The organism is Curtobacterium oceanosedimentum, from assembly GCF_040545555.1.
Taxonomy (GTDB): Bacteria; Actinomycetota; Actinomycetes; order Actinomycetales; family Microbacteriaceae; genus Curtobacterium.
The window spans coordinates 36,180-55,383 of the sequence record NZ_JBEPMD010000013.1; the positions used below are offsets into that span (position 1 = coordinate 36,180).

Genomic DNA, 19,204 nt, shown 5'->3' on the forward strand with positions numbered 1-19,204 from the left:
GGGCGCCTCGTGCCCGCCGCCGCGCTCAGTCCTCGTCGAGGGCGCCGACGAGCTCGGGCGCGGTGAGCAACCGCGGTTCGTCGTCGATCGTCGCCGGGTCGGCGAGCACCTTGGACTCGTCGAGCAGCGACAGGCGCCGGGCACTCGGCAGCACCTGACGCTCGAGCGACCCCACGAAGCGGTTGTAGTCGACGACGGACCCCCGGATCGCGCGGCCGAGCTTGTCGACGTGTCCGCCCAGGGTCGCGAGCCGTCCGTACAGCTCGCGCGACACCCGGAAGAGCTCCCGGGCCTCGGCGGTCACGACGTCCTGCTGCCACGAGAACGCCACCGTCTTGAGCACCGACCACAGCGTGACCGGTGACGCCAGCGCGATCCGCTTGCGGAAGGCGTGGTCGAGCAGCCCGGGGTCGGCGGCCAGCGCGCTCGAGATCAGCGACTCGGACGGGATGAACGCGATCGTCAGCTCGGGCGACGCGTCGTAGCCCGTCCAGTACTCCCGGGCGGCCAGGGCGTCCACGTGCGCCCGCAGTGCCTTGACGTGCTGCGCCACGAGCTGGTCGCGTCGAGCGCCCTCGGCCCCGGTCGCGCTCGCCGGGATCTCCGCTGCCTGCAGGTACGCGCTGAAGGGGACCTTCGCGTCGACGGCGATCGTCTTGCCCCCGGGCAGGTGCACGACCATGTCCGGTCGGGCGGTGCCCGCGGCGGTCGTGACCTCGGACTGCACGTCGAAGTCGACCCGTTCGAGGAGCCCGGCGGCCTCGACCACGTTCCGCAGCTGCGTCTCGCCCCAGACGCCGCGGGTGCTGTTCGACGACAGGGCGCTCGCGAGCGTGTCCGCGGTGGCACGGAGCCGCTCCTCGGACTCGGCGGCCGACCGCAGCTGGGCGGACAGGGCGCCGTACTGCTCGGACCGCGACTGCTCGAGCTCGGCGATCTTCGCCCGCATCTGGTCCAGCGTCTGCGCGACGGGGCTGAGCGCCGACAGCACCTTCGACTCGCCCTGGTTCCGAGCCGCGTCCGCGCCGTGCATGCGCTGCACGAGGTGCTCGAGCTCGGCGGCCCGTCGCTCGAGGGAGTCGACCTGGCGGCGGTACTGGGCGTCCTGCGCGTCGAGGCGTTCCTCGGCGTCGGCGCGCACCGAGTCGAGCTGCGCACGCAGCGCGTCGGCCGTCGCGTGGGCCGCGGCGGCGTCGACGCCGGCGCGTGAGCGGGCGAGCGACCACGCGACGACGGCACCGACGGCGACACCGAGGACGAGGCCGATGACCAGGGCGAGGATCTGCATGACGCAACCGTGGCAGTGCCCACCGACACCGCGCCTCCAGAGCGGGTGCACGCCTGTCGGAGGAACGGGCACATCCATGTACTGACATTAGGGCAAAGTCCGTGTACAGTCGTGATCGTCCGCCGATGAAGCCGCACGGAAGGTCCTCGCGTCGCATGACCAACGAAGCCCCCCACGTCCACGACGTGATCACGATGGGACGCGTCAGCGTCGACGTCTACCCGCAGCAGACAGGACCGCTCGAGGACGTCACGACCTTCTCGAAGTCCGTCGGGGGCAGCGCGACCAACGTCGCCATCGCCGCCGCCCGGCACGGCGCCGACGCGGCGGTCGTCACCCGCACCGGCGACGACCCCTTCGGTCGGTACATCGCCCGCACACTGCCGGAGTTCGGCGTCGCGAACGACTTCGTCGCCACCGTCGAGGGCCTGAACACCCCCGTCGCCTTCTGCGAGATCTTCCCGCCGGACGACTTCCCGCTGTACTTCTACCGGGCGCCCAAGGCCCCGGACCTGATGATCACGACGAAGTCCCTGCCGCTCCACGCCATCGAACGGACCCGGGTGTTCTGGACGACCGTGACGGGACTCAGCGAGGAGCCGAGCCGCAGCGCGCACCACGCGGCCTACGCGGCACGGAGCGCGGCACTGCAGGCGCAGGGCACCACCGGGCTCCACACCGTGCTCGACCTCGACTACCGGGCGGTGTTCTGGTCGACCCCGGCCGCCGCGACCCGTGAGGTCGGCGTCGCCCTCGAGCACGCCACCGTCGCCGTCGGCAACCGCGAGGAGTGCGAGGTCGCCGTGGGGGAGACCGACCCCGTGCGCGCCGCCGACGCGCTGCTCGAACGCGGGGTCGAGGTCGCGATCGTGAAGCAGGGACCGAAGGGCGTGCTCGCGAAGACCCGCGACGAGACCGTCGAGTACCGGCCGCACACCATCGACGTCGTCAACGGGCTCGGTTCCGGCGACGGCTTCGGCGGCGCACTCGTGCACGGCCTGCTGCAGGGATGGAGCCTCGACCGCACCCTCGCGTTCGCGAACGCGGCCGGCGCCATCGTCGCCACCCGCTTCGAGTGCTCGACCGCGATGCCGACGAGCGACGAGATCGAGGAGTTCCTGCGCACGAACCCGGCGCAGGCGACCACGAAGGAGGGCATCGATGCCTGAGATCAGCCCCGCCGACTTCGCCCGGCTGCGCGACCTGCGCGCCGGGTCCCCGGAACGGGTCGCGGAGGTCCTGCGGACCCGCACCCGTCGTCCGCTGCTCGCCGACGACGGCAAGCTCTTCATCGTCGCAGCCGACCACCCCGCCCGTGGTGCGCTCGCCGTCCGCGACGACGCCTCGGCGATGGCCGACCGCTACGACCTGCTCGAACGACTCGTCGTGGCACTCGGCCGACCGGGCGTCGACGGGGTCCTCGGCACGCCGGACGTCCTCGAGGACCTGGCCCTCCTGGGGGCGCTGGACGGCAAGGTCGTCGTCGGCTCGATGAACCGCGGCGGCCTGCGCGGCGCCTCGTTCGAGCTCGACGACCGCTACACCGCGTACTCGGCACGGGCCATCAAGGACGCCGGGCTCGACTTCGCGAAGCTGCTCGTCCGCGTCGCGCTCGACGACGCCGGCACCGCCCCGACGCTCGAGGCGACGGCACGGGCGGTCAGCGAAGCCGCCGCGCTGCAGCTGCCGATCATGCTCGAGCCGTTCATGTCCTCGTGGCGCGACGGTCGCGTCGTCAACGACCTGAGCGCCGACGCCGTGATCACCTCGATGGCGATCGCAGCCGGGCTGGGGGAGTCGAGCGCCTACAGCTGGTTGAAGATCCCGGTCGTCGACGACATGGCCCGCGTCATGGCCGCGACCACCCTGCCGACGCTGCTGCTCGGCGGCGACCCGTCGGGCAGCCCCGACGAGACCTACGCCACGTGGGCCGACGCGCTCGCCCTGCCGGGCGTCCGCGGACTCGTCGTCGGCCGGACCCTGCTCTACCCGCAGGACGGTGACGTCGCCACCGCGGTCGACGTCGCGTCCTCACTCGTCCACAGCCGGGAGGCACGGAACGAGTTCTCCACACCGGCTCGCGGTCACGCCGACTCGCCTGCCTCGTCCACCACCCTGGACACGTCCGTCCCGGAAGGAAGCCACGCATGACCACCAGCACCGAGACCAGCACCGAGACCACGACGGTGGGGCACTGGATCGACGGCGAGCACGTGACGTCGACCTCCGGCCGGACGGCTCCGGTCTACGACCCGGCGCTGGGCGTCGCCACGAAGCAGGTCGCCCTGGCCGACGAGGCCGAGATCCAGCGGGCGATCGCGAGCGCCAAGGCGGCGTTCCCGGCGTGGGCGAACCTGTCGCTCGCGAAGCGGCAGCAGATCCTCTTCGCGTTCCGCGAGGTCCTGAACCGCGACAAGGCCGAGCTCGCCGAGATCATCACGAGCGAGCACGGCAAGGTCATCGACGACGCCCTGGGCGAGATCGCCCGCGGGCAGGAGGTCGTGGAGCTCGCGACGAACATCCCGTCGCTGATGAAGGGCGAGTTCTCCGACCAGGTCTCGACCGGCATCGACGTCTACTCGATCCGCCAGCCGCTCGGCGTCGTCGGCATCATCTCGCCCTTCAACTTCCCGGCGATGGTGCCGCTGTGGTTCCTGCCGATCGCGATCGCCGCCGGCAACACCGTCGTGCTCAAGCCCAGCGAGAAGGACCCGTCCGCCGCGATCTGGCTCGCGCGGAAGTTCCAGGAGGCCGGGCTGCCCGACGGCGTCCTCACGGTGCTCAACGGCGACAAGGAGTCCGTCGACGGCCTCCTGACCAGCCCGGACGTCGAGTCGATCTCGTTCGTCGGCTCGACACCGATCGCGCAGTACGTCTACGAGACGGGCACGAAGCACGGCAAGCGCGTCCAGGCGCTCGGCGGGGCGAAGAACCACATGCTGGTGCTGCCCGACGCCGACCTCGACCTCGTCGCGGACAACGCGATCAACGCGGGCTTCGGTTCGGCCGGCGAACGCTGCATGGCGATCTCCGTCGTCGTCGCGGTCGAGCCGGTCGCCGACGAGCTCGTCGCGAAGATCACGGAGCGCGCCGCGACGCTGCGCATCGGTGACGGACGCCGCGGGTGCGACATGGGCCCGCTCGTCACCCAGCAGCACCGCGACAAGGTCGCCTCGTACATCGAGGTCGCCGAGCAGGACGGTGCGGTGGTCGTGGTGGACGGCCGCACCGTCCGACCCGACGGCGACGAGAACGGCTTCTGGCTCGGCCCGACGCTGATCGACCAGGTGCCGACCTCGAGCCGCGTCTACACCGAGGAGATCTTCGGGCCCGTGCTGTCGGTCGTCCGGGTGCAGTCCTACGACGAGGGCCTCGAGCTGATCAACTCCGGAGCCTTCGGCAACGGCACGGCGATCTTCACGAACGACGGTGGTGCCGCCCGACGGTTCCAGCGCGACGTACAGGTCGGCATGATCGGCATCAACGTCCCGATCCCGGTGCCGGTGGCCCACTACTCGTTCGGCGGGTGGAAGAACTCGCTGTTCGGCGACCACAAGGCGTACGGCGCCGACGGCGTGAGCTTCTTCACCCGCCAGAAGGCGATCACCTCGCGCTGGCTCGACCCGGCCACGCACGGCGGTGTCGACCTCGGCTTCCCGTCGAACGGCTGATCCGCAGCATGGCGAACGAACAGCAGCAGCACGACCGCTGGTTCATCCCGGCGGGCTCCCGCCCCGAGGCGGGCTGGACCGACGTCGTCGACGGCCGCATCGAGGGGTGGACGCACACCGGTCTGCGGACCGGCGCCGTGCAGGACGGGGGTGAACTGCGCCTCCCGGCCGACGCGGTCGAGCGGCTCGTCGTCCCGCTCGCAGGCAGCTTCACCGTCGCGTACGACGACACCGAGCAGGCGCTCGAGGGACGCTCCGACGTCTTCGAGGGGCCGACCGACGTCCTGTACCTCGGGTCCGGTACCGCCGCGACGATCACCGGCTCCGGTCGGGTCGCCGTGGCCGAGGCACCCACCGAGACGGTCAAGCCGAGCGTGTACGTCGCGCGCGACGACGTCCCGGTCGAGCTCCGCGGCGCGGGGCAGTCCAGCCGGCAGGTGCACAACTTCGGCACCCCGGCCGCCCTCGACGCGGTCGGGTTCATCGTCTGCGAGGTGATCACGCCGGCCGGCAACTGGTCGTCGTACCCGCCGCACAAGCACGACACGAACCGTCCGGGCCAGGAGTCGGACCTCGAGGAGATCTACTACTACGAGGCTGCTGTCTCCCGGGACGTCTCGTCGGGGGTGGTCGAGGTGCCGGCCGGCGCCGACCCGTTCGCCCTGCACCGCGCGTACGCCTCGGACGACCGACCCATCGACGAGTTCCGCCAGGTGCGGACCGGCGACATCGCCCTCGTGCCGTACGGCTGGCACGGCCCGGCCGTCGCCGCCCCCGGCTACGACATGTACTACCTCAACGTGATGGCCGGGCCGGACCCGGAACGCGTCTGGAACATCACCGACGACCCGGCCCACGGGTGGGTCCGTCAGACGTGGACCGCGGAGTCGATCGACCCACGCCTGCCCTACGAGAAGGAGCCCTCCCGATGAGCAAGCACACCGGTCCGGAGCAGACCCGCCGGATGACCGTCGGCCAGGCGCTCGTCGAGTTCCTATCGAACCAGTGGACCGTCGACGGCGACGTCCGCGAGCGCACGATCCCGGGCATCTTCGGCATCTTCGGGCACGGCAACGTCGCGGGCCTCGGCCAGGCGATCAAGCAGCTCCACGACGAACAGCCCGGCCTGCTGCCGTACCACCAGGCCCGCAACGAGCAGGCGATGGTGCACGAGGCCGTCGGCTTCGCCCGCATGCACCGCCGCCGTGCGACCTTCGCGTCGACGGCGTCGGTGGGTCCGGGTGCGGCGAACATGCTCACCGCCGCGGCGCTCGCCACGACGAACCGGCTGCCCGCGCTCCTGCTGCCCTCGGACACGTTCGCGACCCGGACGACCGACCCGGTGCTGCAGCAGATCGAGATGCCGCACGACACCTCGCTGCAGGTCACGGACGCGTTCCGTCCGCTCTCGCGGTTCTTCGACCGCGTCGAGCGGCCCGAGCAGCTGTTCTCGATCGCGCTCGCCGCGCTGCGCGTGCTCACGGACCCGGCCGAGACCGGTGCCGTGACGATCGCCCTGCCGGAGGACGTGCAGGCCGAGGCGCTCGACGTACCGGTGTCGTTCCTCCAGCCGCGCGAGTGGCACGTCCGGCGTCCGCTGCCCGAACGCGGACCGCTGGCCCGTGCGGTCGAGGCGATCCGGAGCGCGGAGCGTCCGGTCATCGTGGCCGGTGGTGGCGTCCTGTACTCAGGCGCCGAGGACAGGCTCCGCGCGTTCGTCGAGGCGACGGGGATCCCGGTCGGCACCTCGCAGGCCGGCGGTGGCTCGCTCGTCTGGGACCACCCGCAGTACCTCGGTGGCATCGGAGCGACCGGGACGGCCGCGGCCAACGCGATCGCCGCGCAGGCGGACGTCGTGATCGGCATCGGCACGCGCTACAGCGACTTCACGACCGCCTCGCGGACCGCCTTCCAGAACCCCGACGTCACCTTCGTCAACGTCAACGTTGCGTCGTTCGACGCCTACAAGCACGGCTCGCAGCTGCCACTGATCGCCGACGCCCGGGAGGCGCTGGTCGCCCTCACTGCGGCCCTCACGGCGGAATCGTCGTACGCCGTCGACGCCGGGTACGCCGCCGAGATCGCGTCCCGCAAGCAGGAGTGGGACCGGATGGTCGACGCCGCGTTCGCGCCGTCGGGCAGCGCCCTGCCGGGGCAGCCGGAGATCATCGGCGCGGTGCAGGAGGTCTCCGACCCCCGCGACGTCGTCATCCAGGCCGCGGGCTCGCTGCCGGGCGACCTGCACAAGCTGTGGCGGGTGCGGGACGCGCTCGGCTACCACGTCGAGTACGCGTTCTCGTGCATGGGCTACGAGATCGCCGGCGGCATCGGGGTCCGCCGGGGCGCGCCGGACCGCGACGCGATCGTCATGGTCGGCGACGGGTCGTACCTCATGCTGCACACCGAGCTCGTCACCGCGGTGGCCGAGGGCATCAAGATCATCGTGGTGCTCATCCAGAACCACGGGTACGCGTCGATCGGGCACCTGTCCGAGACGGTGGGCTCCGAGCGGTACGGCACGAAGTACCGGTACCTCGACGAGACCCGGTCGTTCGAGAACGGCGACCCGCTCCCCGTCGACCTCGCCGCGAACGCCCGCTCCTACGGCGTCGACGTCATCGAGGTCCAGCCCGGCCCGGACGCCGTCGAGGACCTCAAGGCCGCGCTGCGTCAGGCGAAGGCGAACGACCACACCACCCTGGTGCACATCAACTCGGACCCGCTCGTCTACGCCCCCGAGGGCAACGGCTGGTGGGACGTACCGGTCGCGCAGACCTCCACGCTCGAGAGCACCCGGAACGCCCGTGCCGAGTACGAACAGCAGGTCGCGTCGCAGCGGCCCCTGCTCGGCTGACCCGACCGTCCACCCCACCCAGAAAGCGACAGCGACGTCATGACCGACACCGCAGCCCCCGCCGGCGCCCCGTCCACGGACGCGGCACCCGCCTCCATCCGCATCGGTACCGCCCCGGACTCGTGGGGCGTCTGGTTCCCGGACGACCCCGGACAGGTGCCGTGGCAGCGCTTCCTCGACGAGGCGTCCGCGGCCGGGTACGAGTGGATCGAGCTCGGTCCCTACGGCTACCTGCCGACCGACCCGTCGCAGCTGTCCGACGAGCTCGAGTCCCGCGGGCTCAAGCTGTCCGCCGGGACCGTCTTCACCGGGTTCCACAAGGGCGACGACCAGTTCCAGCGGGCGTGGGACCAGGCCGTCGCGGTGGCCGGGCTCGCGGCGGCGCTCGGCGCCGAGCACCTCGTGACGATCCCCGACCTCTGGCGCTCGGACGCGACGGAGGAGGTCCTCGAGGCCCGCACGCTGACCGACGAGCAGTGGGAGCGCCTGGGCAAGGGGCACGACCAGCTCGGCAAGGCGCTGCTCGAGGAGTTCGGCGTCCACCAGCAGTTCCACACGCACGCCGACAGCCACGTCGGCACCTACAAGGAAACCGTGCGGTTCCTCGAGGTGACGAACCCGGAGTACACGAACCTCTGCCTCGACACGGGGCACTTCGCGTACTACGGCGGCGACAACCTGAAGCTCATCGCGGCGCACCCGGAGCGGATCGGGTACCTGCACCTCAAGCAGGTGGACACCGACCTGCTGTTCGACGTCCTGAAGAACGACGTGCCGTTCGCCACCGCGGTCGCACAGGGGATCATGACCGAGCCGCCGCACGGCACCCCCGAGCTGGCTCCGATCATCGAGGCCGTCGCACGGATCAACCCGCAGGTCTTCGGCATCGTCGAGCAGGACATGTACGGCTGCTCGGTCGACGCCCCCGGTCCGATCGCCGAGCGCACCTTCCAGCACATCTTCGGTTCCACCTCCGCCGCCCGCGTCTCCTGACGCACCGTCCACGCAGCGTCGTCCACCACCAGGAGAGAACACCATGACCACCAACCAGAACCTGCGCGTCGCCGTCGTCGGCGCGGGCATGATGGGCGCCGACCACGTCCGGCGCATCACCGCGAAGATCTCCAACGCCGACGTCGTCGCCGTCGTCGAGCCGGACGAGGCCCGCGCGCAGGCCGCCGCAGCGCTGGCCCCCGGCGCGATCACCGCGGCGTCCTTCGAGGAGGCCCTCGACGCCACGCAGATCGACGGCGTCATCATCGCGACGCCGGGCTTCCTGCACGAGCCGATCCTCGTGACCGCGCTCGAGCGGGGTCTGACGGTCCTGTGCGAGAAGCCCCTGACGACGAGCGCGGAGGACTCGCTGCGGATCGTCGAGCTCGAGCAGCAGCACGCCGATCGCCCGATGATCCAGGTCGGCTTCATGCGTCGCTTCGACGCCGGGTACCAGGAGCTCAGGGCGCTGCGTGAGTCCGGCGCCCACGGTGCGCTGCTCGCCCTGCACCACGCGCACCGCAACCCGACGACCCCGCCGAACTTCAGCGAGTCGATGCTCATCCACGACTCGGTGATCCACGAGATCGACATCATCCCGTTCCTGACCGGCGAGTCGATCGTCGCGGTCGAGGTGAAGAAGCCGCGGAAGAACTCGCTCGCGCCGGCCGACCTGCCCGAGCCGCAGTTCGTGCTGTTCACGACCGAGTCGGGGACCATGGCGATCGTCGAGATCAACGTCAACGCCCAGTTCGGCTACCAGGTCACGACGGACGCCGTGTTCGAGTCCGGCGTCGCGTACATCGGGCGGGACACCTCGGCGACGGTCGTCGCGGCTGGAGCCACCGGTCAGGGCGTCACGCCGTCCTTCAAGGAGCGTTTCGGCGCCGCCTACGACGAAGAGGTCCAGCGTTGGGTCGACGCCGCCCGCACCGGTGGCATCGACGGTCCGAGTGCCTGGGACGGGTACACCGCGTCGGTCGTGGCCGAGGTCGCCGTCCGGGCGCAGCAGTCCGGTGCGCTCGAGACGGTCGAGTACGCGGTCGCGAAGCCCGCGTTCTACGACACGACCGCCGCCGCGGACGTGCTCGCGGGGGCCTGATGCCGAAGATCGCCCTCGACCCGACGCCGTTCCACCACGACCTGTCCCTGCTCGAGTTCCCGCAGAAGGTCGCCGACCTCGGCTACGAGTACCTCCAGCTGACCCCGCACCAGGACTTCATCCCGTTCTACCGGCACCCCAAGGCCGACGACGACCTCGTCGACGCGTTCGCCGCGGCGTGCTCGGACGCGGGTGTCCAGGTGGCGAGCGTGCTGCCGGTGCTGCGCTGGTCCGGCCCCGACCGTGATGCCCGCGAGGCGGCGGTCACGAAGTGGAAGCGCGTGATCGAGATCACGAAGCGACTGGGCGTCGACACGATCAACACCGAGTTCTCCGGCCGTCCGGAACGGGCGGAGGAGTCCGAGGACGCGTTCTACCGCTCGATGGAGGAACTCCTGCCGATCATCGAGGACGCGGGCCTGCGCGTCCTCATCGACCCGCACCCCGACGACTTCGTCGAGGACGGGCTCGAGGCGCTGCGGGTGATCCGCGGACTGAACTCGAAGCACGTCGGCTTCGTCTACGTCGCCTGCCACACGTTCCACTACGGCGGGAACATGGACGAGATCATCGACGCGGCAGGGGACTCGTTGCAGCTCGTGCACGTCGCCGACGCCTTCGACCACACCCGGTCGCACGGCCTGCGCTACATCTCGAACCCGCCGGGCAACACCGCACGGGTGCACCAGCACCTGCCGGTCGGCCAGGCCGACGTCGACTTCGACGCGTTCTGGGCCGGGCTCGCCCGCATCGGGTTCACCGACCGCGACGACACCGTCGCCGTGTCCAGCGTCTTCGCCGAGGACGAGAACGCGGACGCCGTGTCGCGCTTCCAGCTCGACGCCATCAGGAAGGGACTCGACCGATGACCACGACCCTGCAGACCCCACCCCACGCCGAGGCCGACACCCGCCCCGTCACGCTGCAGGCGGCGACGCAGACGCCGACCGCACTCTGGAACGACTCGGCCGACCCGCGCGAGCTGGCGACCGCCATCCACGAGTACGGGGCCGTCGGGGCGACCTGCAACCCGGTCATCGCGTACACGTGCATCCAGCAGGACCCGGGGACGTGGGAGCCCCGGATCCGGCAGATCGCCGCCGAGCACCCGACCGCAGGAGAGTCCTGGATCGGGTGGAAGGCCGTCGAAGAGCTCTCGATCGCCGCCGCCGCTCAGCTGCTGCCGGCGTTCGAGTCCTCCGGTGGCCGCAACGGCCGGCTCAGCATGCAGACCGACCCACGGTTCCACCGCGACCGCGACGCCCTCGTCGAGCAGGCAGTCCGTTTCTCGCAGCTCGCGCCGAACATCATCGTGAAGATCCCCGCCACGAAGGTCGGCATCGCCGCCATCGAGGAGGCCGCGTACCGCGGTGTCTCGATCAACGCGACGGTGTCCTTCACGGTCCCGCAGGTCGTCGCGGTCGGCGAGGCCATCGAGCGCGCACTCGATCGCCGGGCCGCCGACGGTCTGCCGGAGCAGGAGTTCGGGCACGTCGTCACCCTCATGGCCGGACGGTTCGACGACTGGCTCAAGACCGTCGTCACGCGCGACCACGTGATGATCGACCCCGGGTACCTGGAGTGGGCGGGCGTCGCCGCGGTGAAGCACGCGTACCGGGTCTTCCGCGAGCGCGGGTTCCGCTCGCGGGTGCTCGTCGCCGCCTTCCGCAACGCACTGCAGTGGTCGGAGTTCCAGGGCGGTGACCTCGTCGTCTCGCCCCCGTTCCAGTGGTCGAAGGACATCAACGAGAACGCCTGGCCGTTCCGCCCGGACGCCATCGACGACGAGGTCCCGGCGCACGTCCTCGACGCCCTCCGTGCAGCAACGCCGGAGTTCGCCCGCGGGTACGACGTCGACGGCATGACGATCGACGAGTTCGACCGGTTCGGCGCGACGGTCACGACGTTGCGGCAGTTCCTGGACGCCGACGCGAAGCTCGACGCCCTGGTGCGCGACATCATCGTCCCGGCGGTCTGACGGCGATGGACACCCTCGGCGTCGGTCTCGTCTCGGTCGGGTGGATGGGACGACTGCACTCCCGCGCCTACCGCGCCCTGCCCGACCACTTCCCGGAGCTCGGCGTCCGCCCGCGGCTGGTGGTCGCCGCCGACCCCGTGCCCGAGGCCCGCGACCAGGCCGTCGGTCGCCTCGGGTACGAGCGCGCGGTCGCCGACTTCCACGAGGTCCTCGCCGACCCCACGGTCGACGTCGTCTCGATCTGCTCGCCGAACTTCCTGCACCGGGAGATGGCGGTGGCGGCTGCTGCCGCCGGCAAGCCGTTCTGGATCGAGAAGCCGATGGGTCGGTACGCCAGCGACTCCCGGGCGATCCACGAAGCCGTCGAGCGAGCGGGACTCGTCACGAGCGTCGGCTTCAACTACCGGCACGCTCCGGCGATCCAGCGCGCCCGCGAGCTCGTCCGGAGCGGTCGGCTCGGTCGCATCACGAACGTGCGCGGGTCGCTCCTCGCCGACTACTCGTCCGACCCTGACGCCCCGCTCACCTGGCGCTTCGAGCGTGAGCGGGCGGGGTCGGGTGTCCTCGGTGACCTGCTGTCCCACGGCCTGGACCTCGCGCAGTACCTGGTCGGCAGGATCACCAGCGTGACGGCGCTCGCCGAGACCTTCATCGACACCCGGCCCAGGCCCGGGACGGGGATCGTGGACCGTTCGGCGGCCGCGACGGGCGAGCACGGCGCCGTCGAGAACGAGGACTACGCTGCCCTCCTGTTCCGCTTCGCGGGCGGCGCGGTCGGCACCATGGACTCGAGCCGCGTGATGCGTGGCCCGCACGCCGAGTACACGCTCGAGGTCTACGGCACGCAGGGCTCGGTCCGGTGGGACTTCCAGCGCCTGAACGAGCTGCAGGTCGCGCTCGACGGGCAGGAGGTCGACGGGTACGTCACGCACCTCGTCGCGCCGGGCGACGGCCACTTCGCGCGCTTCCACCCCGGTGCCGGCACAGCGATGGGGTACGACGACCTCAAGACGATCGAGGCGGCACAGTTCGTCGCGAGCGTGCTGCGCGGCGAGCAGCTCGCGCCCTCGGTCGCCGACGGGCTGGCGGCCGCGTCGATCGTGGAGGCGGCGGAGGCGTCGCTCGCCGACGGCGCGTGGCACGACGTGGCGCGGGTGGACGGACGGCTGACGTCGGAAGCGGCGGCACCGGTGCTGTAGACGCACCTGGAGGAGGACGGGAGGCGCGGTGCAGGCTGGCACCGCGCCTCCCGTCCGTCATGGGGAGACTTCTGGACCGGCGCTTGTGAGAATGTACGGACAAAGTTCCCGAACCAGGAGGCACCATGCCGCTCGTCCGTATCGACCTCGCCACCGGCCGCACCCCGGAGGAGGTCCGTGCGATCGCCGACGCGATCCACACCGCCATCGTGGCCGAGTACGGCATCCCGGAGCGCGACCGCTTCCAGGTGATCACCGAACACCCCGCGCAGCAGATCATCGCCGAGGACGCCGGTCTCGGCTTCGAGCGCACGGAGGGGGTCGTCGTCATCCAGGTCTTCACGCAGCGCGGGCGCAGCGACGAGGCGAAGCAGGGCCTCTACCGCGCGGTCCACGATCGCCTGGCCGAGGTCGGCGTCGCGAGCGAGGACGTCTTCATCGGCTACGTCGAGAACGGCCCGCAGGACTGGTCCTTCGGTTTCGGTCGCGCCCAGTACCTGACCGGCGAGCTCGGCGTGCCGTCCGCGAGCTGAGGCAGCGGACCCGTCGCCTACTTGTCGACGAGGGTGACCTCGAACGAGTAGCGGTCCGGGCGGTAGCAGTGCACGCCGTACTCCACCGCCCGGCCCGACGCGTCGTACGCGGTGCGGGTCATGGTCAGCACGGGGTCGCCGTCCTCGATCTCGAGCAACGAGGCCTCGTCGTCCGTGACCGCCCGCGCCCCGATCCGCTGCTTCGCGACGCGCATCGTGACTCCTCGGCCGCGGAGCAGCTGGTAGAGCCCGTGCGCCTGCAGGTCGTCGTCGGTGATGTCGGTGAACTCGGGCGGCAGGAAGTTCTCGAGGATCGCCATCGGCACGTCCTCGGCGAAGCGGACCCGACGGATGTGTGCCACGGTCGTGCCCGGCGCGATGCCGAGTGCCTCGGCCACGACGTCGCTCGCGGGCACGTCGTCGCGCGCGAGCAGCTTCGTCGCCGGAGTCTGCGCACCCTGCGCCAGGTCGTCGTACAGGCTCGTCAGTTCGACCTTGCGCGTCACCGGCCCGTGCACGACCTGCGTGCCGATGCCGCGACGGCGGACGAGCAGGCCCTTGTCGACGAGGTCCTGGATGGCCCGACGGATCGTCGGACGCGACAGCCCGAGTCGCTCGCCGAGGGCGATCTCGTTCTCGAGCCGGGCACCGGGCGGCATCGCTCCGGAGCGGATCGCCTCCTCGATGCGCGAGGCGACCTGGAAGTACAGCGGCATCGGGCCGGACCGGTCGAGGTCCATGAACAGGTCGGACGGCAGCTGGCCTTCGTTGGTCATCGCGGTCCTTCGGGGGAGAGGGCACCGGCGACGGCGCCGTAGGGCAATGTCGTGACAATACCACCGGCGTTCCGCCGCCCCGGCGACCGGACGGCGTCAGTCGGCGAAGATCATCGGGCGGTTCGACAGCCGAGGCTGGCCCGCCGCGCGGGGCTGCTCGGTCCGCGGACGCACCGGCGCGATGTGCACCCGGGTCGCCGCACCGAGTGCCTCGACCGTGTCGCAGCCGTGCTGGCCCGCAGCGTCTACCACGATCGCGGCGCAGGCCTCGGCGTCGGCGGCGGCGTCGTGGTGCTGGAAGCCCTCGTGCCCGGCCGCGCGAGCCGCCATCGGCAGGCGGTACGAGTCGAGCGTGTAGGTCTTCCGCGCCACCTGCAGGGAGCACAGCGAGTGGTGTTCGGCGAGCTCGGTGCCCGTCGCCGAGCACCCGCCGGCGATCACGCCCATGTCGAAGCGGGCGTTGTGCGCGACCAGGACGTCCCCCTCTGCGAACGCCACGATGTCGCGGTACTGCTCGGCCCAGCCCTTGGCCCCGACGACGTCCGTCGCGACGATGCCGTGGATGCGGGTGTTCCACTCGAGGAAGGCGTCGTGCCCCACCGGCGGCTTGATGAACCAGGACGCCCGCTCGACCACGCGGCCGCCGCGGACCTTGACGAGTCCGACGGAGCAGGCGCTCGCGGGGGAGCTGTTCGCGGTCTCGAAGTCGATCGCGGTGAAGTTCAACGGCACGCCCTCGATGGTCGCACGGGGTTCCGACATCACCCGCACGCGGCCCCGGCGTTGCGGCCCGGCGCGGTAGCGTCCGAAGCGTGACCGGACCGACCTCCCCGCCGCTCGTCCTCGTCCTGCCCGGTGCCGGGTACGGACGACAGGCGCCCCTGCTCTGGTGGACCCGCGCGATCGCCGAGCAGCACGGCGTCGGAGTCGTCGCGCCGACGTGGACGGTCGACGCCGCAGCGAAGGACGACCCGGTCGCCTTCGTCGAGCACCAGGTGGCAGCCGCACTCGACGGCCGCCGCCCGGACCTCGTCGTCGCGAAGTCGTTCGGCTGCTTCGCCCTGCCGTGGGCGGTCCGGGACGGCGTTGACGGCGTGTGGCTCACGCCGGTCCTGACGCACGCGGCGGTGGTCGGCGCGCTCGCTGCGGCCGGACCCGGATCGCTTGCGCTCGGCGGATCTGCCGACCCGATGTGGCTGCCGTCCGCGGTCGCGACGACCCGTGCCGGGCTGCACACGGTCGACGGAGCCGACCACGCGCTCGAGGTGCGCGGCGACTGGCGGCGATCCCAGCGCCTCCAGGCCGACGTGCTCGACCTGGTCGAGGAGCGGATCGCGACGCTGGTGTCGTGATCCGCCGCGACGTACAGTCGGGCGCATGGGGGAGTCGAGGGACCGGGATGAGCTGCTGGCGCACGCGCACCGCGTCGATGCGCAGGCGCACACCGCCCGCCGAGGGGTGGGTCCTGGCGTGACGCTGCTCGCCACCGGTGGGCTGGTCGCCTGCATCGTGCTCGGGATCGCGCACGGCCTGCTGCTCACGTTCGTGAGCTTCCTGTCCGGCATCTGGCCGTCCTGACGACACCGGCCTGGAGGGACGGGTCGGCTCCGGCGGGTCGCCGCCGGTAGGCTGTCCTCCCGTGGCTCTCACCATCGGAATCGTCGGTCTCCCGAACGTCGGCAAGTCGACCCTGTTCAACGCCCTGACCAAGAACCAGGTCCTCGCCGCGAACTACCCGTTCGCGACGATCGAACCGAACGTCGGCGTGGTGAACCTGCCCGACCCGCGGCTCGACCAGCTCGCGACGCTCTTCAGCTCCGAGAAGACCGTTCCGGCACCCGTGTCGTTCGTCGACATCGCCGGCATCGTCAAGGGTGCGAGCGAGGGCGAGGGCCTCGGCAACAAGTTCCTCGCGAACATCCGCGAGGCCGACGCCATCGCGCAGGTCGTCCGCGGCTTCGCCGACGACGACGTCGTGCACGTGGCGAACAAGGTCTCGCCGAAGGACGACCTCGAGGTCATCAACACCGAGCTGATCCTCGCCGACCTCGAGACCATCGAGAAGGCCCTGCCCCGGTACGAGAAGACCGTGAAGCTCAAGCAGGCCGAGCCGATCGTGCTCGAGACCGCGAACGAGGCCAAGGCCGCGCTCGAGCAGGGCACGCTGCTGTCCGCGACCTCGATCGACCTCGGGCCGATCCGCGAGCTCGGGCTGCTGTCCGCCAAGCCCTTCATCTTCGTGTTCAACGTCGACGAGGCCGTGCTCACCGACGAGTCGCGCAAGGCCGAGCTCTCCGCGCTGGTCGCTCCCGCCCAGGCCGTGTTCCTCGACGCGAAGATCGAGTCCGAGCTCATCGACCTCGACCCCGAGGACGCCGCCGAGCTCCTCGAGTCGACCGGGCAGACCGAGTCGGGCCTCGACCAACTCGCCCGCATCGGCTTCGACACGCTCGGGCTGCAGACCTACCTGACCGCCGGGCCGAAGGAAGCGCGGGCGTGGACGATCGGCAAGGGGTGGAAGGCTCCCCAGGCTGCCGGCGTGATCCACACCGACTTCGAGAAGGGCTTCATCAAGGCCGAGGTCATCTCGTTCGAGGACCTCGTGGAGGCCGGCTCGATCGCCGAGGCGCGTGCGCACGGCAAGGCCCGCATCGAGGGCAAGGACTACGTCATGCAGGACGGCGACGTGGTGGAGTTCCGCTTCAACAACTGAGCGCCGTGGCCGGGAGCGCCCGTGCAGCCGAGGGCTGCGCGGGCGCTGCTGTCCGTCAGACGCCGCCGACGGCCTCGAGGTCCCACACCGGCGGCACGTACTCCCGCGACCAGCCCTCGCGGAGCCGGGTGACCGCACGGTCGAACGACTCGAGCAGGTCCATCTCCGGCCGGACCATCGACTGCAGCTGCAGCCCCTCGTACGTCGCGAGGAGCTGCTCGGCGCCACGAGCCGGCTCCATCGTGCGCGGCTCCCGGCCGAGCTCGACGTCGCGCTGCAGGGCCGCGAGCACGAACGCGTGGAAGCGCCGCCAGCGGAGGTGGAGCATGGGCGCGAGCGGGTGGTGCGGCGTCGCGGCGATGTTGAGCGTCGAGGTCAGGAACCGCATGAGCGACGGGTCGGCGACGTTCGCGCGGACGATGGCGCGGAGGAACACGATCGTGCCGCTGCGCTCGGCGATCGGCAGCAGCGCGGTGGTCCGCTGGTCGTTCCACTGGTCGATGGTGGCGAGCAGGAGTCCGTCCCAGGTCGGGAACACCTCGGTGACGACGTCGAGCGACTGCGACGCCTCGGTGGCCACGTGCTCGTACGACACCTCGTGCAGGGCGTTCGCGCGGAGCACGCGGATCATCGCGTCGACGATCTCGACCCGGAGCAGCGCTGACGTGTCGAGGGGGTGGAACGATCGCATGGGACCAGTCCAACGGGTGGGCGTTGCCCTGACCAGTCCCCAGAACTGGGAAGAGCCGATCTCCGCAGCCGTGCAGGCCCGGCGTGGCGGAGCAGCAGCGCGTCCCCCGCGGCCCGTCCGACCTGAGTGCTCACCAAGGGTGCGGCGTTGACTGGACCCATGAAGTACGTGGTCTACGGAGAGAACCGAGTGATGACCGGCGACGCGATCGCCGAGGCGGTGCTCGCCTACGCTGCTGCGCTCGGCGAGAACGGGACGACGGACATCGTCGAGATCCCGACCGCGGACGCCGAGGGCTACGGCACCACGGCGCAGGTGCTGCTCGGCCCGGCTTCCCAGATCATGGTCGAGGCGGCTCCCGACGACGAGCTCGAGCCGGATGACGAGGACCTGGTCAACGAGCTCGGGCGCCGCATCGCGGTCGTGGGCGGCGGGCGGTTCACGGACGCTGCGTCGTCGCACTCCGACGAGCCCGAGGCGAAGCGCCTGCGCACGGAACCGCCGCAGGTCTGATCGCCGCCCGTGCCGGGGGCACTCTGGCCACGGAACGCACACTCCGTACGTCCTCGCACACGCGGTACCTACCGTCGAAGGAGAGATGAGGAGGAGACGTGAAGTACATCCACTACGACGCGAGCCTGATCCTCACGGGGGACCTGATCGCGGATGCGGTCGCCGACTACGCGGCCGTCCTCGGAGCGAACTCGCGCACCGACACGATCACGGTGCCGAGCGTGGGCGACGACGGCGCGGTGTCGACGTCGATCCTGCTGGTCGGCCCGGCGAGCGAACTCTGCGTGACGGTCGCCCCGGACGACGAGCTCGAGCCCGAGGACCCGGCGTTCATCCGTCGTCTGCGTGACGCGGCACGGCGCGCGGGTCCGGCGCTGCCGGTGAACGCGGACGGCGGGCTGCGGTTCCGCGGCGCCGAGCAACCGTCGTCGCACGGCCCGGCCTGACAACCCGGAGGCACAGACGACGAACGCCGCCGGCGCTGGGCCGACGGCGTTCGTCGTGTGTGGACCGGGGACCGTGTGAGCGGTCCCGGGCGAGGTCCGACCTAGGCGGCCAGGGCGAGCTCGCCCTTGCCGACGCGGCGCGCGAGCAGGATGGTCCGGCTCGACTCGCCCCGCCAGGAGCGGCCGGGCACGGTCCAGCCGGCCTCGCCGTCGACGTCCACGCGTGCGTCACGCGTGACGAACAGGCGGAGGTCGTCGGCCGGGATGCGGACGAGGTACTCGCGCTGCGAGCGGTCGTCGCGCACCGGGAACTCGGCGATGCGGTCGGGGGAGACGGTGGGGGCCGCGAGTGCGGTCCCGGAGATGGTGATGCGGTCGTTGCTGGTCATGGTGGTGCGGTACTTCCTGGTCGTTCGGCACCCGGCCGTGCTCTGGTCGGCGGACTCC

General features: G+C 71.2%; 21 protein-coding genes. 16 read left to right on the top strand and 5 right to left on the bottom strand.

What is annotated here, in order from left to right; genetic code table 11:
• Positions 1 to 25 precede the first annotated feature (25 nt).
• Positions 26 to 1,288: a DNA recombination protein RmuC gene (locus tag ABIC52_RS13310; RefSeq protein WP_250367071.1), complete on the bottom strand. Its 1,263-nt coding sequence runs from the start codon at positions 1,286 to 1,288 to the stop codon at positions 26 to 28.
• A 155-nt stretch (positions 1,289 to 1,443) separates the two neighbouring features.
• Here ABIC52_RS13310 and iolC point away from each other — a divergent pair, with 155 nt between their 5' ends.
• The 11 genes from iolC to ABIC52_RS13365 all read left to right on the top strand — a co-directional run bounded on the left by iolC (position 1,444) and on the right by ABIC52_RS13365 (position 13,618).
• Entirely contained in the window at positions 1,444 to 2,457 is a 1,014-nt protein-coding gene (gene iolC, locus ABIC52_RS13315; protein ID WP_354027555.1) for a 5-dehydro-2-deoxygluconokinase, read from the top strand.
• On the top strand, positions 2,450 to 3,439 hold the full coding sequence (locus tag ABIC52_RS13320; protein ID WP_354027556.1) for a class I fructose-bisphosphate aldolase: 990 nt from the start codon (positions 2,450 to 2,452) through the stop codon (positions 3,437 to 3,439). Before iolC ends, ABIC52_RS13320 begins: the two co-directional genes overlap by 8 nt.
• Positions 3,436 to 4,959, top strand: a complete 1,524-nt coding sequence (locus ABIC52_RS13325) for a CoA-acylating methylmalonate-semialdehyde dehydrogenase (RefSeq protein WP_354027557.1) — start codon at positions 3,436 to 3,438, stop codon at positions 4,957 to 4,959. Before ABIC52_RS13320 ends, ABIC52_RS13325 begins: the two co-directional genes overlap by 4 nt.
• A gap of 8 nt (positions 4,960 to 4,967) precedes the next feature.
• Positions 4,968 to 5,891: a 5-deoxy-glucuronate isomerase gene (iolB, locus tag ABIC52_RS13330; protein ID WP_126890840.1), complete on the top strand. Its 924-nt coding sequence runs from the start codon at positions 4,968 to 4,970 to the stop codon at positions 5,889 to 5,891.
• On the top strand, positions 5,888 to 7,813 hold the full coding sequence (iolD, locus tag ABIC52_RS13335) for a 3D-(3,5/4)-trihydroxycyclohexane-1,2-dione acylhydrolase (decyclizing) (RefSeq protein ID WP_354027558.1): 1,926 nt from the start codon (positions 5,888 to 5,890) through the stop codon (positions 7,811 to 7,813). The genes iolB and iolD overlap by 4 nt, the downstream gene beginning before the upstream one ends.
• A 39-nt stretch (positions 7,814 to 7,852) precedes the next feature.
• A complete protein-coding gene (locus ABIC52_RS13340) occupies positions 7,853 to 8,806 on the top strand; it encodes a sugar phosphate isomerase/epimerase family protein (RefSeq protein ID WP_209677633.1) in 954 nt (317 codons plus the stop codon).
• A gap of 43 nt (positions 8,807 to 8,849) precedes the next feature.
• The gene (locus ABIC52_RS13345) at positions 8,850 to 9,908 is read left to right on the top strand and encodes a Gfo/Idh/MocA family protein (protein WP_126890843.1); all 1,059 of its coding nucleotides are present in this window, start codon (positions 8,850 to 8,852) and stop codon (positions 9,906 to 9,908) included.
• Positions 9,908 to 10,777: a sugar phosphate isomerase/epimerase family protein gene (locus ABIC52_RS13350; RefSeq protein ID WP_126890844.1), complete on the top strand. Its 870-nt coding sequence runs from the start codon at positions 9,908 to 9,910 to the stop codon at positions 10,775 to 10,777. Before ABIC52_RS13345 ends, ABIC52_RS13350 begins: the two co-directional genes overlap by 1 nt.
• Entirely contained in the window at positions 10,774 to 11,886 is a 1,113-nt protein-coding gene (locus tag ABIC52_RS13355; RefSeq protein ID WP_209823168.1) for a transaldolase family protein, read from the top strand. The genes ABIC52_RS13350 and ABIC52_RS13355 overlap by 4 nt, the downstream gene beginning before the upstream one ends.
• A 5-nt stretch (positions 11,887 to 11,891) precedes the next feature.
• A complete protein-coding gene (locus ABIC52_RS13360) occupies positions 11,892 to 13,085 on the top strand; it encodes a Gfo/Idh/MocA family protein (protein WP_354027559.1) in 1,194 nt (397 codons plus the stop codon).
• Between the two features lie 125 nt (positions 13,086 to 13,210).
• The gene (locus ABIC52_RS13365; RefSeq protein WP_354027560.1) at positions 13,211 to 13,618 is read left to right on the top strand and encodes a tautomerase family protein; all 408 of its coding nucleotides are present in this window, start codon (positions 13,211 to 13,213) and stop codon (positions 13,616 to 13,618) included.
• Positions 13,619 to 13,635: 17 nt separating this feature from the next.
• On the opposite strand, the gene ABIC52_RS13370 is transcribed toward ABIC52_RS13365, so the two are convergent.
• Both ABIC52_RS13370 and ABIC52_RS13375 read right to left on the bottom strand, forming a co-directional pair.
• A complete protein-coding gene (locus tag ABIC52_RS13370; protein ID WP_354027561.1) occupies positions 13,636 to 14,394 on the bottom strand; it encodes a GntR family transcriptional regulator in 759 nt (252 codons plus the stop codon).
• A gap of 96 nt (positions 14,395 to 14,490) precedes the next feature.
• Positions 14,491 to 15,156, bottom strand: a complete 666-nt coding sequence (locus tag ABIC52_RS13375) for an exonuclease domain-containing protein (RefSeq protein WP_354027562.1) — start codon at positions 15,154 to 15,156, stop codon at positions 14,491 to 14,493.
• Between the two features lie 50 nt (positions 15,157 to 15,206).
• Between ABIC52_RS13375 and ABIC52_RS13380 the strand changes: the two genes are divergently transcribed.
• From ABIC52_RS13380 to ychF, 3 genes are all read left to right on the top strand, one after another.
• On the top strand, positions 15,207 to 15,746 hold the full coding sequence (locus ABIC52_RS13380) for a hypothetical protein (protein ID WP_354027563.1): 540 nt from the start codon (positions 15,207 to 15,209) through the stop codon (positions 15,744 to 15,746).
• Between the two features lie 25 nt (positions 15,747 to 15,771).
• Positions 15,772 to 15,972 (top strand): hypothetical protein, encoded by a 201-nt coding sequence (locus ABIC52_RS13385; protein ID WP_354027564.1) that lies wholly within the window; start codon positions 15,772 to 15,774, stop codon positions 15,970 to 15,972.
• A gap of 61 nt (positions 15,973 to 16,033) precedes the next feature.
• On the top strand, positions 16,034 to 17,107 hold the full coding sequence (gene ychF / locus ABIC52_RS13390) for a redox-regulated ATPase YchF (RefSeq protein WP_354027565.1): 1,074 nt from the start codon (positions 16,034 to 16,036) through the stop codon (positions 17,105 to 17,107).
• A 55-nt stretch (positions 17,108 to 17,162) separates the two neighbouring features.
• Here the strand turns inward: ychF and ABIC52_RS13395 are convergent, their stop codons facing one another.
• Positions 17,163 to 17,798 carry a TetR family transcriptional regulator C-terminal domain-containing protein gene (locus ABIC52_RS13395; RefSeq protein WP_126890852.1) on the bottom strand — a complete coding sequence of 212 codons (636 nt, stop codon included), beginning with the start codon at positions 17,796 to 17,798 and terminating at the stop codon, positions 17,163 to 17,165.
• A 147-nt stretch (positions 17,799 to 17,945) separates the two neighbouring features.
• Between ABIC52_RS13395 and ABIC52_RS13400 the strand changes: the two genes are divergently transcribed.
• Both ABIC52_RS13400 and ABIC52_RS13405 read left to right on the top strand, forming a co-directional pair.
• Entirely contained in the window at positions 17,946 to 18,311 is a 366-nt protein-coding gene (locus tag ABIC52_RS13400) for a hypothetical protein (protein WP_126890853.1), read from the top strand.
• Between the two features lie 98 nt (positions 18,312 to 18,409).
• The gene (locus tag ABIC52_RS13405; RefSeq protein WP_126890854.1) at positions 18,410 to 18,757 is read left to right on the top strand and encodes a hypothetical protein; all 348 of its coding nucleotides are present in this window, start codon (positions 18,410 to 18,412) and stop codon (positions 18,755 to 18,757) included.
• A 101-nt stretch (positions 18,758 to 18,858) separates the two neighbouring features.
• Here the strand turns inward: ABIC52_RS13405 and ABIC52_RS13410 are convergent, their stop codons facing one another.
• Positions 18,859 to 19,146, bottom strand: coding sequence for a hypothetical protein (locus tag ABIC52_RS13410; RefSeq protein WP_126890855.1), 288 nt, complete (start codon positions 19,144 to 19,146; stop codon positions 18,859 to 18,861).
• Positions 19,147 to 19,204 lie beyond the last annotated feature (58 nt).